Source organism: Streptomyces longisporoflavus (assembly GCF_014649775.1).
GTDB lineage: Bacteria > Actinomycetota > Actinomycetes > Streptomycetales > Streptomycetaceae > Streptomyces > Streptomyces longisporoflavus.
The window spans coordinates 142,121-157,981 of the sequence record NZ_BMTR01000013.1 but is presented as its reverse complement, the minus strand read 5'-3'; the positions used below and the strand labels follow the sequence as shown (position 1 = coordinate 157,981).

Genomic DNA, 15,861 nt, shown 5'->3' with positions numbered 1-15,861 from the left:
GGGTATCTTCGGAGGCGTAAGGGCCTAAGGCATAAGGCATAAGGGACAAGAGATCCACGCGGGAGCTGAACCGTCATGAACACAGGACTGAAGATCACCGCTTTCGCCGCGGCCGTCGCCGCCACCTTCGGCACGGCGTACGGAGTGGGCCAGGGCGTCGACCCCGTGACCGCGGAGAAGGAGAAGAAGCCCGCGAGCGAGCACGGCGGGCACACGGACCCGGGCGGGGAGAAGAAGCCGGGAGGAGGCGAGGAGGCCGGCGGGGGCCACGCGGACACCGTGCCCGGCGGTCTGCAGATCTCCGAGCGCGGCTACTCGCTCGACCTGAAGACGTCCCGCATCGCCGCAGAGAAGCGCGAGGAGCTGCGGTTCACGGTCGTCGAGGAGGGTGCGGGCAAGGACGGGGCCGGGCGGAACGTCACGGCGTACGAGAAGGAACACGACAAGGAGCTGCACCTCATCGTCGCCTCACACGACCTGCGGACGTACCGCCACCTGCATCCGACTCGCGCGGCGGACGGCACCTGGTCGACGCCGGTCGAGCTGCCCGAGGCGGGCGGTTACCGCGTCTTCGCGGACTTCAAGCCCGAGGGCGAGAAGGAGGGTCTGACGCTGGGCGCGGACTTGGCGGTGGCGGGAAGGTACGCCCCGGGGGCGCTGCCCGCGTCCGGTCCGACCGCTGAGGTCGACGGCTACGAGGTTAGCCTCAAGGGCGGGTTGAAGCCGGGCAAGTCCAGTGACGTGACCCTGAACGTGGAGAAGAACGGGCGCCCTGTGACTGACTTGCAGCCCTACCTCGGTGCGTACGGCCACCTGGTCGCCCTGCGCTCCGGCGACCTGGCGTACCTCCACGTACACCCCACCGGCGAGCCGGGCGACGGCAAGACCGAGCCGGGCCCCGCCGTCTCCTTCAAGGCCACGGCGCCGAGTACGGGCTCGTACCGCCTGTTCCTCGACTTCAAGCACGAGGGAAAGGTCCGAACGGCGGCGTTCACGGTCAACGCGGGGGCGGTTCCGCCGGGCAGCGGCAGCAACGAGACCCCGGATCAGGCCCCGGACGCCCACGACCACTAACCTCTCCGGCCCGTCTCAATCTGCGACTGCGGGTGGGTGGGGGCTTGTCGCGCAGTTCCCCGCGCCCCTAAAAACCCCCGCCCCCGCAGGCCAAGCCCCTCAAGGGACGCGAGCCCCGAAAGGGGCGCGAGGAACGGCGCGACAAGCCACACGCAACCCGCAGGTCAAAGCCCTTAAGGGGCGCGGGGAACGGCGCGATCAGCCCCCACGCACCCGCAGCCGAAGCCCCGGAAGGGGCGCGGGGAACTGCGCGACAAACCCCCACGCACCCGCAGGCGAGGCCCATAAGGGGCGCGGGGAACTGCGCGGAACCCCGCCCCGCCCCTCGCAGCAGGCCTAGCTGAAGATCGCGAAGTCCGACTCCCTCGCCCCGGCGAGTTCATACCGCGTCCCCGCAAGCGGCCTCCCCGCACACACCCGAATCAAAGTAGCCGCATCACCGATAAAGCGAGCCGGCGGCGAGGCGCCATCCCCCACCCCGAGAAGCAGAGGCGAATCGAGCCCGTCCACATCAGCGTGCAGCGCCACCGTCTTCACCACCCTGCTCCGCGCCGCGAGCAGCAGCAACGCGTCCGGCAACCCCGACCCCCCGTACGCCCCCGGCAACCCCCACGCCTCCCGCACATCCCCCGCGTGAATCCACTCCCCCAGCGCGACCCCGTCGAGCAGCCCCTCCGACTTGGCGATGATCGGCCCCGCCTCGGTCATCCCGCGTTCCAGCTCGTCCACCACACGGGAGTTGGACCACTCGGCACGCTCGGCGATGTCACGCTCATTGCTCTCCGGCGAGTACACGCCCTTCTCGAAGCGGCTCTCGACCACCCGCATGAGCGCGGAGCCGCAGTGCGCGAGCATATGCCGCACCGTCCAGCCCGGACAGCAGGTCCGGATGTCGTACGCGGCCTCGTCGGCGCCCCGCAACAGCGGTATCAGAACGTCGCGTTCGGTACGCAGAAGGCGGCCGGGCCGCTCGGGGTCATACGTCTCGTCGTCAGTCCTCGCGGTCGTCATAGCGGCAGCCAACCCTGTCGCCGCCGCCCCTGGCAACGGGTGGGCTTGCCCCGGTTTAGGGTCACACCATGGCCGACGACACCCAAGCCGACGACAACCACAGGGACCGCGACCTCCGCGACGGTGACCGCGACCGCGACCTCCGCGCCCGCTGGCACGCCACCCTGCTCGGCGCGAGGGGCGGCACGAGCGGCGACGCGAGCGGCGACGCGAGCGGCGGAACCCCCGACCCCGCGCCCTACGCGGACAACCTCCTCGCACGCTGGTCCGAGCCGCATCGGCGGTACCACACCACCGCCCACCTCGCGGCGGTCCTCGACCACATCGACGTACTGGAAGAGCACGCGGACGACCCCGGACTCGTACGGCTCGCGGCATGGTTCCACGACGCGGTGTACGCGCCGGACCGCTCCGAGAACGAGGAGCGCAGCGCCCGTCTGGCCGAACGCGCCCTGTCCGAGGCCGGGTTGAGCCAAGCGCAGGTCGCCGAGGTGGCGCGCCTGGTCCGCCTCACCGTCACCCACGACCCCGCCGTCGGCGACCGCAACGGCGAGACGCTGTGCGACGCGGACCTGGCGATCCTGGCCGCCGCTCCCGACGCCTACGCCGCGTACGCGTCCGCCGTCCGCGAGGAGTACGCCTTCGTGCCCGACGAGGACTTCCGCGCGGGCCGGGCGGCGGTGCTGCGCCAGCTCCTGGCGCTGCCCAGGTTGTTCCGCACGCCGTACGGGGCGGCGGAGTGGGAGGGTCCCGCGCGCGCGAATCTGGCGACGGAAATTGATCTGCTGAGCGTCTGACGCTCCCGTACTCTCGGCCCATGCTTCACATGGGCGGGGATCAGATCGAGGAAGCCGTGACGTACGCGGCGAAGGTGCTGCGCACGGGGGTGGAGCGCGACTGGAGCGGCAAGGCGGGCGGTAGCGACTGGAGCTGCCTGAAGACGGCAGAGCACATCGCGGGATGCCTGGTCGCGTACGCCGGGCAGCTGACGGGGCGGGCGACCGACACGTGGGTTCCCTTCGAGGTCGCCTTCGACGAGGGGTCGGGCCCCGCGGACGCGATCAGCGTCCTCGAAGCGACCGGCGGGCTGCTCGCGGCGGTGGTGCGGACCACGCCGCCCGGCGTGCGGGCCTACCACCCCTACCCGTCCGGGAGCGCGGACGCGGTGGGTTTCGCGGCGATGGGCGTCGCGGAGGTGCTGCTCCACACGTACGACATCGCGCGGGCGCTCGGCGTCGACGCGGAGCCGCCCGCCGCGCTGTGCGAGGCGGTACTCGCCCGGATCTTCCCGCAGGTCACGCCCGCGCGTACGCCCGGGGACCAGTGGGCGACGCTGCTCTGGGCCACGGGCCGCGGTGCGCTGCCGGGGCGCCCTCAGGTGGACTCCTGGCGCTGGCACAACTCCCTCTCGATCCCCGCCGGGCGGGTCGTCCTGCGGGAGGTGAGCCCCGCGGCGGCCGCGGATCTCGCCGCGGGCGGTACGGGGGGCTTTACGTGGATCGAGGGCGGGCCTTACGAGGGGACGCGGTCGGCCGCGGCAATGGTGACGAAGGCGTACGGCTCCGGGGTGCATCGGCCCGAGTGGGGCATGTTCGTCCTGGTCCGGGCGGAGGACGAGGTCGCCGTGGGCGGCATGGGCTTTCACGGCCCGCCGGACGAGGAGGGGGTCGCCGAGGTCGGCTATGACCTGGCGCCCGCCGCGCGCGGCCGTGGCTACGCCTCGGAAGCCCTCCGCGCCCTCTCTTCCCTGGCGCTGGAGCGCCCCGGGGTCGCGGCCCTGCTGGCACTGACCGAACCCGAGAACACGGCGTCCGGTGCGGTGGCGACCCGCGCGGGCTACACCCCGGCCCCCAACCGAGAAAACCTCCGAGCCTACGTCCGCCCTGCCCGAGGCACTCCCGCCCGCCACTGAAAACGTCCGGGGCCACGTCCGCCACAACTACCCGCCGCTTCGCGGCGATTCTCCCCTCCCACCCACCCGATCACCCCGCATCCAGCCCTGACGCCGGGCAAACGGGCGGGTGGGTGGGAGAGCCTGTGCCCGCAGCCCCACCGGCGCACAGCCAGAGCCGCCAGAGCCCCCGGCACAGGGCAACGCCCCGCCCAAGGAATGCCCCCCGCACCCCCCGGCGTTCACCACAGTTATGCCGTCCCCTGCTCAAAACCCCGCCCAGAACGCCGCTCAGAACCCCACCCCCAAGCCCGGCGCAGCCCCCCGCATGCCCGTAGCCGTCTACATCCTCGGCCTCGCCGTCTTCGCCCTCGGTACGAGCGAGTTCATGCTCTCGGGGCTGCTGCCGCCCATCGCGGACGACATGAACGTCTCCATCCCCCGCGCAGGCCTCCTCATCTCCGCCTTCGCCATCGGCATGGTCATCGGCGCCCCCCTCCTCGCGGTGGCGACCCTGCGGCTGCCCCGCCGTACGACCCTCATCACGCTCATCACGGTCTTCGGCCTCGGCCAGGTCGCCGGTGCTCTCGCGCCCACGTACGAGATCCTCTTCGCGTCCCGCGTCGTCAGCGCGTTCGCCTGCGCCGGCTTCTGGGCGGTGGGCGCGGCCGTCGCCATCGCGATGGTGCCGGTCAACCAGCGCGCCCGCGCCATGGCGGTGATGATCGGCGGACTCTCCATCGCGAACGTGCTCGGCGTACCCGCGGGCGCGCTCCTCGGCGACAACTTCGGCTGGCGTTCCGCCTTCTGGGCAGTCGGCATCGCCTCCGCGATCGCACTCGTCGGCGTGCTGACCCTCATCCCCCGCATCCCGCTCCCCGCCGAGAAGCCGCGTCTGAAGGAAGAGCTCGCCATCTACCGCGACCGGCAGGTCTGGCTCTCCGTCACGATCACCGCGCTCGCGGCGGGCGGCGTCTTCTGCGCGTTCTCGTACCTTTCCCCGCTCCTGACGGACGTCGCGGGCCTCGACAAGGGCTGGGTCCCCACCGTCCTCGGCCTCTTCGGCGCGGGCGCGCTCGTCGGCACGGCGATCGGCGGCCGTTTCGCCGACGCCCACCTCTTCGGCGTCATGCTGAGCGGCGCCGCGGCCTCGACGGTCTTCCTGGTGGCCCTCGCTCTCTTCTCCGACACGGCAGCGGTGGCGATCGTGCTCTCGTTCCTCCTCGGCGTCTCCGCCTTCTACACCGCCCCGGCGCTCAACGCCCGTATGTTCAACGTCGCCGGCGCCGCCCCCACCCTCGCGGGCGCGACCACGACGGCCGCGTTCAACCTGGGCAACACCGGCGGCCCCTGGCTCGGCGGCACGGTCATCGACCTCAAGCTCGGCTACGAGTCGACGGCGTGGGCGGGCGCCGCCATGACGACGGTGGCGATCGCCGCGCTGGCCGTCTCCCTGCGCCTGCACCGCAGGACTCCGAGCCGCGTGGTCACGGCGTCATCGGCGGACGAGCCCACGCAGGCGGCGGCGTCCGCGGAGGCTTCCCGATAACAGTCGCCGGCAGCCGTCCTTTACGCCCGCCCCGCCGGCCCCGCCGGCCTCCCCTTGGGCCTGCGCAACCCCGCCTCCGTAAGCCTGCGCACCAACTCCTTGGAGCCGATCTCGACCGCGCCCGCGCGCACCGCGTCGTCGTAGCGGTGCGAGGGCAGGTCGTAGTGGTCGCGCTCGAAGGCGCGCCGCGGGGCGCCGATGCCCGCCGCGAACGCGTGCAGTTCCTCGTACGAGGAGTCGCTGACCAGGTGGGACCACATACGGCCGTGGCCCGGCCATGTCGGCGGGTCGATGTACACCGTCACGTCAGGCCGCCCACCGGGGCGACCACCACGCCCGCCTTGCCGCACACCCAGTGCGGATCGGGGCCCAACTCCGGCTCCACGTCGAGGGCGTGGGGGTCCCCCGAGCCGCACACCGGGCACAGCGGCCAGCGGCCGTAGCGCTCAAGGAGCCCGTCCTGTACGTCCTGGGCGACGAGGCCCGCGACGTACTCCACGCCCTCGGGCCACTGCTCGACCCACCAGCGGCGGTGCGTCACCGACTCCTCGACCAGTGAGACGACCTCGGCCTCGGCGACCTCGCGCGCCACGAGATCGGCGAGGACAAGTGCACGAGCGGCGTGCAGCGCCTGCTCCAGAGGGTCGATCGCGTCCATGCAGCCATTGTCCACCCCACGCGCAACCCGCCGAAGATCCATCCAGGCCGGCGGCCGAGATCGGGACCAAAGGGGTCTTGACCGACCACCGGTCCGAAAATATCTTTCAGACGTGACCAATGACGTGAAGGAAATTTTCGCGGGTGCCGCGCCCCCCGCCCCGGCCGCCCTCGCGGCCAAGGTGCGGACCCTCGCGCCGTCCATGACCCGCTCCATGCAGCTGGTCGCCGAAGCCGTCGCGGGCGATCCGGCAGGCTGCGCGGCCCTCACGGTCACCGGCCTCGCCGAACTCACCGGTACCAGCGAGGCCACGGTCGTCCGCACCGCCCGCCTCCTCGGCTACCCCGGCTACCGCGACCTGCGGCTCGCCCTCGCCGGTCTCGCCGCCCAGCAGCAGTCGGGCCGCGCGCCCGCCGTCACCGCCGACATCGCCGTGGACGACCCGATAGCGGATGTCGTGGCGAAGCTGGCCTACGACGAGCAGCAGACCCTCGCCGACACCGCCGCCGGACTCGACACCGGCCAGCTCGGCGCCGCCGTCGCCGCGCTCGCCGCCGCGCCCCGCACCGAGGTCTACGGCGTCGCCGCCTCCGGGCTCGTCGCCCAGGACCTCGCGCAGAAGCTCCTTCGCATCGGCCACATCGCCCACGCGCACTCCGACCCGCACCTGGCCGTCACGAACGCCGTCACCCTGCGCCCCAAGGACGTGGCGATCGCGATCACGCACTCCGGGTCCACCGGTGACGTCATAGAGCCGCTGCGGGTGGCCTTCGAGCGCGGGGCGACGACCATCGCGATCACCGGGCGCCCCGGCAGCCCCGTATCGCAGTACGCGGATCACATACTGACCACCTCCACCGCGCGCGAGAGCGAACTCAGGCCCGCCGCGATGTCGTCGCGCACCAGCCAGCTGCTCGTCGTGGACTGCCTGTTCGTGGGCGTCGCCCAGCGGACGTACGACACCGCGGCGCCCGCTCTCGCCGCCTCGTACGAAGCGCTCGCGCACCGGCACAGCCCGCGCGGCGGCAACCGCTGACCACCCGCGGCTGCGGCGGCGAACCGCCGGCCTCCCGCAGCTCCTGAAGAACCCCCCGCCACCCCCCGCCGCACACGAAAGAGCCGCCCCTCATGAGCTCCACGACCGACGCCACGCCCTTCCCCGCACCGCAGAACGGAGGGACGTACGGCGAACTCCGCGCCCAGCTGGAGACCCTCACCACCGAGGCGTTCCGGCCCGAGCTCTCCGAGATCGACAGGCTGCCCACGCTGGAGATCGCGAAGATCATGAACGGCGAGGACACCACCGTGCCCGCGGCCGTCGCCGAGCAACTCCCGGCGATCGCCGCCGCCATCGACGGCACCGCCGAGCGCATGGCCCGCGGCGGCCGGCTCGTCTACGCGGGCGCGGGGACGGCGGGCCGCCTCGGTGTGCTCGACGCGTCCGAGTGCCCGCCCACCTTCAACACCGACCCGACCGAGGTCGTCGGCCTCATCGCGGGCGGCCCGAGCGCCATGGTCACGGCGGTCGAGGGCGCGGAGGACAGCAAGGAACTGGCGGCCGGGGACCTGGACGGGCTCGGACTCACCGCTGACGACGTGGTCGTGGGCATCTCCGCCTCCGGCCGCACGCCGTACGCGATCGGCGCCGTCGAGCACGCGAAGGAGCGGTACGGCGCGCTCACCATCGGCCTCTCCTGCAACGCGGACAGCGGGCTCGCGGCAGCCGCCGACCACGGCATCGAGGTCGTCGTCGGCCCGGAGCTGCTCACCGGCTCCACCCGTCTGAAGGCGGGCACGGCCCAGAAGCTCGTCCTCAACATGCTGTCGACGATCACGATGATCCGGCTCGGCAAGACCTACGGAAACCTGATGGTGGACGTCCGCGCGTCGAACGAGAAGCTGCGCGCCCGCTCGCGCCGGATCGTCTCCCTCGCCACCGGCGCCTCCGACGAGGAGATCGAGGCCGCGCTCGCCGCCACCGACGGGGAGGTGAAGAACGCCATCCTGACCATCCTCGGCGGGGTGGACGGCCCCACCGCGGCCGACCTCCTCTCGTCCTCGGACGGCCACCTCAGGGCCGCCCTGGACACCGCCCGCACGACCCCTCGTACGACCTGACCCCCAGCCGCTGACGAAGAACAGCGCCACCCTGCACACAGCAAGGCACCCCGCACCATGGCAACTGACAAGAACCGCGCCACAGCCGCCGCGATCCTCCCCCTCGTCGGCGGCGCCCGGAACGTCACCTCCATCGCCCACTGCATGACGCGCCTGCGCCTGAGCCTGGCCGACCGTTCGCTGGTCGACGACGAGGCCCTGAAGGCGCTGCCCGCCGTGCTGGGCGTGGTCGAGGACGACACGTACCAGATCGTGCTCGGCCCGGGCACGGTCGCCCGTGTCACCCCGGAGTTCGAGGCCCTGGTGGCGGAGGCCGGGGCGGCGCCCGCGCCGGAACCCACCCGGACCGCCGATGAGCTGGCGGAACAGGGCGCGGCGATGCGGGCGGCCCGCAAGGAGAAGAACGCGACGCCGTTCAAGCTCTTCCTGCGCCGCATCGCGAACATCTTCGTGCCGCTGATCCCGGCCCTGATCGGCTGCGGCATCATCGCCGGCATCAACGGCCTGTTGATCAACCTGGAGTGGCTGCCGGGCATCACCCCGGCGCTCGCCGCGATCGCCTCCGGCTTCATGGCGCTCATCGCGGTGTTCGTGGGCTTCAACACGGCGAAGGAGTTCGGCGGTACGCCGATCCTGGGCGGCGCGGTCGCGGCGATCATCGTGTACGCGGGCGTCGCGAACATCGAGGCGTTCGGCCAGAAGCTGTCACCCGGGCAGGGCGGCGTACTGGGCGCCCTGGGCGCCGCGGTCCTCGCCACGTACGTCGAGAAGTGGTGCAGGCGCTGGGTCCCGGAGGCCCTGGACGTCCTGGTCACCCCCACGATCACGGTCCTGCTCTCGGGCCTGGTGACGATCTTCGGCCTGATGTTCCTGGCGGGCGAGGTCTCGACGGGCATCGGCACGGCGGCGAACTGGCTCCTGGACAACACGGGCGCGTTCGCGGGCCTGGTCCTGGGCGGTCTGTTCCTGCCCCTCGTCATGCTGGGCCTGCACCAGGCCCTGATCCCCATCCACACCACGCTGATAGAGCAGCAGGGCTTCACGGTGCTTCTGCCGATCCTGGCGATGGCGGGCGCGGGTCAGGTGGGCTGCGCGATCGCGGTCTACAAGCGCCTCAAGCACAACACCTCGATCCGTACGACGATCAAGTCCGCGCTCCCCGCAGGCTTCCTGGGCGTGGGCGAACCCCTGATCTACGGCGTCTCGCTCCCCCTGGGCCGCCCCTTCGTCACGGCGTGCGTGGGCGGTGCGGCGGGCGGCGCGTTCATCGGCTTCTTCTCGATGATCGGCGAGAAGGTCGGCTCCACGGCGATCGGCCCCTCGGGCTGGGCCCTGTTCCCGCTCCTTGACGGCAACAAGGGCCTTGGCCTGACGGTCGCGATCTACGGCGGCGGCCTGCTCGTCGGCTACGTGGTCGGCTTCTTCACGACGTACTTCTTCGGCTTCAGCAAGCAGATGCTGGTGGACTTGAACGCGGATGTGGATGCGGGCGAGTCGGTGGTGGCCCGGGGCGAGGCAGCCCCCTCGGCACCGACGCCCGCCGAAGGCGACGACGGCAAGGAGAGGCAGCCGGCGGCGGTCTGATCCTCCCGGTGGCCCCTGGCCCCCAGCATTCGTGGGGCGGCACCCCGCGCATGCCGGGGGTGCCGCCCTCGGCTGATCTCGGGATCATGCCGTGTGTACACGTTGATGCGTACACTTGCGTCATGAGCGAGAACGTCACCATCCGTGAAGCCCGCGCCCATCTCGCCGAGGTCGTCGACAAGGCCGAGGCGGGTGAGGTGACCGTGCTGACCCGTAAGGGGAAGCGCGTGGCGGCCTTGGTCCCCATAGAGGTCCTGGACGCACTCGAAGAGGCGAGCGACGAGCTGGCCGCGCGCGAGGCCGAGCAGCATCGCGACGACCCCACCGTCAGCATGGCCGAGCTCCTCGCAGACCTCTTCGAAGCAGACGGCGGCAAGAGCAAGGGCGACGCCGCGTGAAGTACGCCTTCCGCTTCACCACCTACGCGCAGCGCCAACTCCGCGCCATCGACCGCCAACAAGCCCTGCGCATCCTGACGGCTCTCACCGCACTCGGTGACGATCCACGTCGTGAAGACGCGGACAGCAAGAAGCTCACCGGCCACGATGGCCTGTACCGGCTGCGCGTCGGCAGTTTCCGAGTGGTGTACGAGATCCGTGACGAGGTCCTGGTGATCCTGGTCCTCCACGTGGGCAACCGGCGCGACGTCTACCGCAACCTGTAGCCCGAGGCAGGAAACACGAAATGAGCCACACCCGCTGGAAGCTGGCCCGCGAGAGGAAGCTCCGCGAGGGGTACGCCGAGTCACCCGAGGCCGAGGCCAACCGCGCCGAGATTCGCCTCGCGATGGCTTTCGCCAAGGCCGCCTACGACCGCCGCAAGGAGCTGGGACTCTCACAGACCCAGCTCGCCGAGCGCGCAGGCCTCACCCAGGCAAAGATCTCTCGCATCGAAGGCGCGGACGCGGTCCCCATCCTGCCCCTCCTGCGGCGCGTGGCCACCGCGATGAACGCCTCCCTGAACATCGCCCTGGACGCCGACCACGAAGAGGTCACCTTCACCGCCCTCCCCGCGGCCTGACCCCACCACATCACGCACCCCCGGGGTTCACCGCTCGTCCGCCGCCCTCCGCAGAAACCGCACCAGGTCATCCACGTCGTATCCCAGCTTCGGACCGCGTTCGGCGGCCATCAGGAGCAGTTGGCCCACGATCTCCGCTCCCCAGCCGTCGGTGCCGTCCGAAGACCATTCCCACAGCTTCTCGATGCCCGGGTCCGTCATGAGCAGCCCGTGCTCGGCACGGATCTCGGCACACAGCTCACCCAACGCATCCAGCAGGGTCGCCGCCCGTAAACGGTCAGTCCGAACGCCTCGTGCACGAGAGCGCCAGCCTCGTCATACGTATCCGCCGTCACCGTGACAGCTCTGTCCCCGTCGTCCCCCTCAGCTGTCCTACGCCGTTCGTCCCCTTCTCACCGGGGGTTGTCCGTGAAGGTCCCCGGAATTGTCCGTGATCCGTAACGGACGCCTCCCCACTGCATCCCCCGGCCCCCCTTCCTCGTCCTGCAAGGTGGCCGCGCGCGATCGGGGAGCGGCGAGGGACTGGACGCAAAGGGGCGGACGATGGCACGGCACAGTGGCGGGCGGGGCTGGTACGGCAAGTTGATCGGGGCCGCGCTGGGAGTGACGCTGCTCGCCACCGGCGCGGGGGTGTGGAGCGCGCAGGCCGGTACCACCGACTCGGCACCGGCGGCGAAGAAGCCCGCCGTCAAGCCGGTCTCGAAGACCATCGCGCACGCCTCCGAGAAGGGGAAGCGCGGCATCAACATCACCATCGACGACGGTCCCGACCCCAAGTGGACCCCCCAAATGCTCGACCTGCTGAAGCAGTACGACGTGAAGGCCACGTTCTGCATGGTCGGTACGCAGGCCCAGGCCCACCCCGACATCGTGAAGAAGGTCGTCGCCGACGGGCACCGCCTCTGCGACCACTCGATCTCGCACAACACCGGCATGGACAAGGAGTCCAACGCCTACCAGGCCAAGCAGATCCTCGACGCCGAGCGCATGATCACCAAGGCGTCCGGCGGCGTACGCCCCATGTACTACCGCGCACCCGGCGGCGCGTTCACCCCGTACAGCCGCAAGCTCGCCGCCGACCGCGGCATGCGCCCCCTCGGCTGGAACGTCGACACCAAGGACTTCGAGCGCCCGGGCACGGACGCCATCATCGCCACCGTCGAGAGGGAACTGCCCAACGGGCCGACCCTCCTCTTCCACGACGCCGGCGGCGACCGCACCCAGACCGTCGAAGCCCTCCGCACGCTCCTCCCCCGCCTCAAGGAACAGGGCTACACGTACGGCTTCCCGGTCCGTTGAGCACCCCGGTCGCCCAGGGGACCCTCAAGCACATTGCGCTGACGCAACTCCACGGCGAACCGCTCAGCCGTCACGAAGTCGTTGTCGCCGTGCAGGACGATGAGGCCGTGGTGGGCGGCGGTGGCGCAGATCAGTAGGTCGACGGCCGACAGCGCCTTGCGCGCCCCCTTTTCGGCGGCGCGCAGCTGCACGGCGCCGACCCCTTGACGTTCAACCTCCTCCAGGCCGCAGCCCACCCCACTCGGCAATCCCTGGCCCTGATCGAGTCAGTAGCGCAGGATTACGAGCATGGAGAACAGCACCCCTGAGTACGACCTGAGCGCGGCCATCTGGCACAAGTCCAGTTACAGCCGTGGAGAGGGCGGCGACTGCCTGGAGGTCGCCGCCTGGCGCAAGTCCACGTACAGCGGCGGGGACGGCGGCAACTGCCTCGAAGTAAGCGACGGGCATCCGGAAATCGTCCCCGTCCGCGACTCCAAGAACCCCACCGGCCCGAAGCTCGTGTTCCGCGCCGCCAGCTGGTCCGCGTTCGTCACGAGCCTCAAGACGCCCTAGGAAACGCCCGGCGCGGGAACGCCCGCCGCGCTGCGCGGATTATGCAGTAGTCCGGCGCAAGATTTCGGAAGTACGGCAAAGTGCATCGAACTACAACCAGTAGTCATATGCCGTCGGTAACGTAACCCCCACCTGGTTCCGAGTCGGGTGGGGGTGGTCGGGACCCCGCGCCAGTGGGTCCCGCGTTGATGGTCTCCTTGCCGGAGCAGAAGAAGTCCCGTGATGCAAGGCCTGCCGCTTCGCACCGTGACCCCTACCCGGCGGTCACGGTGGACGCGGCCGGCATCGTGCTGTCCCACAACGAACAGGCCGGTGATCTGCTGGCGCGGATCGATGTCGGCGCGGCCTTGGGCGAGGTCGCGCCCGCATGGCTGAACGAGGCCCACCTGCGGCATGCGAACGGCGCGGGGAAGGAGCTCTCGGCGTGGGCCGGAGGCCGGATCGACGGGCGGCCCGTGAAGGCGCTCGCCGGGCCGGGCGCGGACGGCGCGGTGACGTGGTGGCTGGTCGGGGAGAGCGCTCCGGCGGGTGCCGTAAGGGAGTTGGCGCGTGAGCGGGCCAGATCCGGGCTGCTCCAGGAGCTCTCCTCCGAGCTGCTCGCCTCGCTGAACCTGGAGCGTTGCATGGCGGTGACGGTGCAGCGGGCGGCGGAGCATCTGGCGGACGCGGCGGTCGTGGTCGGGATGGGCGACGGGCACAGCTTTCCCGTGACGCGGTGTGCCGAGCGCGGGCCCGTGGCGCAGGAGCGGGTCATGCTGGAGCCGGGGCAACTGCCGGGTCTCGCGGAGGCGTTGCTGGGGCTGCCGTCGGTGTCCTCCCGGTGGATCGATCCGGGGCAGACGCCGTCCTGGGCCCTGCCCGACGGTTTCGTGGAGGACGCCGGCGACATCGGTTCGGTGGTCGTGGTGCCGTTGCCGGGGCACGGTGTGCCGGCCGGATGCCTCATCCTGCTGCGCCACCGGCGGGAGGCGGCGTTCACGCCCGGCGAGGAGTCCTTCGCCCAGCTCTTCGCCGCGCGCGCGGGCGCCGCCCTGTCCATAGCGCGCAGTTACGCCCGTCAGGCGCACGTCAACGAAGCGATGATGCGGGACCTGCTGCCGCCCGCCCCGGGCCGGGTGCACGGCATCTGCTTCTCCGGCCGCTACCGAGCCTCGGTGGCGGGCGACCGTATCGGCGGCGACTTCTACGACCTGCATCCCGCCGACGCACCGGAAGCCGAAACCGTCGCGGTCCTGGGTGACGTGTGCGGCAAGGGACTCGAAGCCGCCGTCACGGCGGGCAGGGTCCGCCAGGCGCTGCACGCGCTCCTGCCGTTCGCCGCCGACCACGCCCGTCTGCTCACCCTGCTCAACACGGCATTGCTGTCCGCGCAGCAGACCCCGTTCGTGACGCTGGTCGTGGTCTCCGCCGTACACCAGGACTCACGGGTACGGCTGCGCGTCTCCAGCGCGGGCCACCCCGCTCCCCTGGTCGTGCGCGCCTGCGGCCGCGTCGAGGAGGTCCCGGCCGAGGGCACGCTGATCGGCGCCTTCGACGACGTCGAGTTCAAGTCCGCGGAAGTCACCCTGCGGCCGGGGGAGGTCTGCCTGCTGTATTCCGACGGCATCACCGAAGCGCGCGGCGGACCGCTGGGGGACGCGATGTTCAGCGAAGAGAGGCTGCGCTCCGTCCTTGCCGAGTGCGCCGGGATGCCGCCCGAGGTGGTCACCGAGCGCGTGCAGATGGTCGTCGCCCAGTGGGTGGGCGAGGGCAGGCACGACGACATGGCCGTTCTGGCGATCGGCGCACCCCGCGGCAACCGTCCGACGACCGAAGAAGAGCAACCCCCGGAAAGGGGAACCGTGTGAACGGCGACCGGCAGAACGACTCCCTCACCGAGTCGCGAGAGGAACTGTGGCAGGCGCTCGGCGAATTCGACGAGAGCCGGGCCATCGCCGTGGTGCGGCGTGCGCTCGGCACGGCAGACATCAAGCAGACGCACGACATCGACGCCTCGACCGCCGAACAGATGCGCGCCGCGGGTGAGCGCGTCCTGCTCGACCTGATCGCACCGGCGCAGGAGCGGGTGGGTCTGGCCTGGGCTTCGAACGACATCACGGTGGCGCAGGAACACGCCGTCACGGCGATCAGCGAGCGGTGCGTGGCGGCGGTCGCCGACGCCACCGCCCCCGCGCTCTTCGGCCCGTTCACGGGCCGGGTCCTGGTGGCGTGCGTCGACGGCGAGTGGCATGCCATGCCCGCGCTCCTGGTCAGCGAGGTGCTGCGAATGCGGGGCTGGCGTGTCGACTATCTGGGGGCGCAGGTCCCCACCGAGTATCTGGTCGCGCACGTACAACGCACCCGTGCGCAGGCGGTGCTGCTTTCCTCGTCCATCCCGACGCTGCTGCCCGGCGCCCACAACGCGATCGCCTCGTGCCAGAGCGTGGGCGTTCCGGTGCTCGCGGGAGGGGCCGCGTTCGGTCCGCAGGGCTGCTACGCCCGGTTGATGCGGGCCGAGTGGGCCCCGGACGCCCGCGGCGCGGCCACCCTGCTCGGCATGAGCCCGGGAGAGCCCGGCGAGGACGCGGCCCGCCTGCCCGACATGGATCTGCCGCACCTGGGCGACCAGGAGTACTCCATGATCCGCAGGTCCAAGCTCCAGTTGGTCAAGCAGACCCTCTCCGACGTCGAGGAGGGCTTTCCCGAGATGCGCCGGTACACCGCGACCCAGGTGGAACGCACCGTGGAGGACATCGACTTCATCGTCAGCTACCTCGCCACGGCGGTCTACGTCGACGACCCGGGCCTGTTCACCAGGTTCATCACGTGGACCGCGGACATCCTGTCCGCCCGCGGTGTCCCGCCGCGGTGCCTGCACCCCGCTCTGGACTCGCTCCTCGGCCAGCTCAAGGACTTCCCCCGCGCGGTCGGCATCCTCGCCGCCGCCCGTGCCTGATCACGTCACCTTCGGGACATACTTCGCGGGCGCCGCCGGGCAGAAGCTGACCGAGTCGAGCACCTCCCCGGCACACCCGTAACCGGCGCGCACCCCCGTGCCCAGGCCCGGCCGCTCCCGCCCCCGTACCGCACGGGCGAATACGGCCAACGCCCCGCTGTCTGAAA

19 protein-coding genes are annotated in these 15,861 nt (G+C 71.3%); 14 read left to right on the top strand and 5 right to left on the bottom strand.

Translation table 11 applies throughout. The features are described 5' to 3' along the window. Positions 1–75: 75 nt before the first annotated feature. Positions 76–1,074, top strand: a complete 999-nt coding sequence (locus tag IE226_RS26090) for a DUF8832 domain-containing protein (protein WP_190083807.1) — start codon at positions 76–78, stop codon at positions 1,072–1,074. Between the two features lie 336 nt (positions 1,075–1,410). Here IE226_RS26090 and IE226_RS26085 read toward each other — a convergent pair whose 3' ends face one another. Beyond that, entirely contained in the window at positions 1,411–2,085 is a 675-nt protein-coding gene (locus tag IE226_RS26085; protein WP_190083806.1) for a maleylpyruvate isomerase family mycothiol-dependent enzyme, read from the bottom strand. 68 nt (positions 2,086–2,153) lie between these two features. Between IE226_RS26085 and IE226_RS26080 the strand changes: the two genes are divergently transcribed. The 3 genes from IE226_RS26080 to IE226_RS26070 all read left to right on the top strand — a co-directional run bounded on the left by IE226_RS26080 (position 2,154) and on the right by IE226_RS26070 (position 5,525). Next, the gene (locus IE226_RS26080) at positions 2,154–2,882 is read left to right on the top strand and encodes an HD domain-containing protein (RefSeq protein WP_190083805.1); all 729 of its coding nucleotides are present in this window, start codon (positions 2,154–2,156) and stop codon (positions 2,880–2,882) included. A gap of 20 nt (positions 2,883–2,902) precedes the next feature. Then, on the top strand, positions 2,903–3,997 hold the full coding sequence (locus IE226_RS26075; RefSeq protein WP_190083804.1) for a GNAT family N-acetyltransferase: 1,095 nt from the start codon (positions 2,903–2,905) through the stop codon (positions 3,995–3,997). A 307-nt stretch (positions 3,998–4,304) separates the two neighbouring features. Then, positions 4,305–5,525, top strand: coding sequence for a Cmx/CmrA family chloramphenicol efflux MFS transporter (locus IE226_RS26070; RefSeq protein WP_190083803.1), 1,221 nt, complete (start codon positions 4,305–4,307; stop codon positions 5,523–5,525). 20 nt (positions 5,526–5,545) lie between these two features. Here IE226_RS26070 and IE226_RS26065 read toward each other — a convergent pair whose 3' ends face one another. Together IE226_RS26065 and IE226_RS26060 are read right to left on the bottom strand one after the other, a co-directional pair. Beyond that, on the bottom strand, positions 5,546–5,830 hold the full coding sequence (locus tag IE226_RS26065; RefSeq protein WP_190083802.1) for a DUF4031 domain-containing protein: 285 nt from the start codon (positions 5,828–5,830) through the stop codon (positions 5,546–5,548). Further along, entirely contained in the window at positions 5,827–6,183 is a 357-nt protein-coding gene (locus IE226_RS26060) for a DUF8819 family protein (RefSeq protein ID WP_190083801.1), read from the bottom strand. The genes IE226_RS26065 and IE226_RS26060 overlap by 4 nt, the downstream gene beginning before the upstream one ends. A gap of 112 nt (positions 6,184–6,295) precedes the next feature. Here IE226_RS26060 and IE226_RS26055 point away from each other — a divergent pair, with 112 nt between their 5' ends. From IE226_RS26055 to IE226_RS26030, 6 genes are all read left to right on the top strand, one after another. Further along, positions 6,296–7,219, top strand: coding sequence for a MurR/RpiR family transcriptional regulator (locus tag IE226_RS26055; protein WP_190083800.1), 924 nt, complete (start codon positions 6,296–6,298; stop codon positions 7,217–7,219). A gap of 92 nt (positions 7,220–7,311) precedes the next feature. Further along, positions 7,312–8,301 (top strand): N-acetylmuramic acid 6-phosphate etherase, encoded by a 990-nt coding sequence (gene murQ / locus IE226_RS26050; protein WP_190083799.1) that lies wholly within the window; start codon positions 7,312–7,314, stop codon positions 8,299–8,301. Between the two features lie 57 nt (positions 8,302–8,358). After that, entirely contained in the window at positions 8,359–9,885 is a 1,527-nt protein-coding gene (locus tag IE226_RS26045) for a PTS transporter subunit EIIC (RefSeq protein WP_190083798.1), read from the top strand. 122 nt (positions 9,886–10,007) lie between these two features. Continuing rightward, positions 10,008–10,283 (top strand): type II toxin-antitoxin system Phd/YefM family antitoxin, encoded by a 276-nt coding sequence (locus IE226_RS26040; RefSeq protein ID WP_190083797.1) that lies wholly within the window; start codon positions 10,008–10,010, stop codon positions 10,281–10,283. Next, positions 10,280–10,549, top strand: a complete 270-nt coding sequence (locus IE226_RS26035; RefSeq protein WP_190083796.1) for a type II toxin-antitoxin system RelE family toxin — start codon at positions 10,280–10,282, stop codon at positions 10,547–10,549. Before IE226_RS26040 ends, IE226_RS26035 begins: the two co-directional genes overlap by 4 nt. A 20-nt stretch (positions 10,550–10,569) precedes the next feature. Continuing rightward, positions 10,570–10,905 (top strand): helix-turn-helix domain-containing protein, encoded by a 336-nt coding sequence (locus tag IE226_RS26030; RefSeq protein WP_190083795.1) that lies wholly within the window; start codon positions 10,570–10,572, stop codon positions 10,903–10,905. 27 nt (positions 10,906–10,932) lie between these two features. On the opposite strand, the gene IE226_RS26025 is transcribed toward IE226_RS26030, so the two are convergent. Further along, a complete protein-coding gene (locus IE226_RS26025; protein ID WP_229871545.1) occupies positions 10,933–11,151 on the bottom strand; it encodes a hypothetical protein in 219 nt (72 codons plus the stop codon). Positions 11,152–11,448: 297 nt separating this feature from the next. On the opposite strand from IE226_RS26025, the gene IE226_RS26020 reads away from it, so the two are divergent. After that, a complete protein-coding gene (locus tag IE226_RS26020) occupies positions 11,449–12,204 on the top strand; it encodes a polysaccharide deacetylase family protein (RefSeq protein WP_190083794.1) in 756 nt (251 codons plus the stop codon). On the opposite strand, the gene IE226_RS26015 is transcribed toward IE226_RS26020, so the two are convergent. Next, positions 12,177–12,395, bottom strand: coding sequence for a PIN domain-containing protein (locus tag IE226_RS26015; protein ID WP_229871544.1), 219 nt, complete (start codon positions 12,393–12,395; stop codon positions 12,177–12,179). The genes IE226_RS26020 and IE226_RS26015 overlap by 28 nt on opposite strands. Positions 12,396–12,492: 97 nt before the next feature. Between IE226_RS26015 and IE226_RS26010 the strand changes: the two genes are divergently transcribed. From IE226_RS26010 to IE226_RS26000, 3 genes are all read left to right on the top strand, one after another. Next, positions 12,493–12,759, top strand: a complete 267-nt coding sequence (locus tag IE226_RS26010) for a DUF397 domain-containing protein (RefSeq protein ID WP_190083792.1) — start codon at positions 12,493–12,495, stop codon at positions 12,757–12,759. A gap of 188 nt (positions 12,760–12,947) precedes the next feature. Then, positions 12,948–14,606, top strand: coding sequence for a PP2C family protein-serine/threonine phosphatase (locus IE226_RS26005; RefSeq protein WP_190083791.1), 1,659 nt, complete (start codon positions 12,948–12,950; stop codon positions 14,604–14,606). Next, on the top strand, positions 14,603–15,694 hold the full coding sequence (locus tag IE226_RS26000; RefSeq protein WP_190083790.1) for a cobalamin B12-binding domain-containing protein: 1,092 nt from the start codon (positions 14,603–14,605) through the stop codon (positions 15,692–15,694). Before IE226_RS26005 ends, IE226_RS26000 begins: the two co-directional genes overlap by 4 nt. The last annotated feature ends 167 nt before the right edge of the window (positions 15,695–15,861 follow it).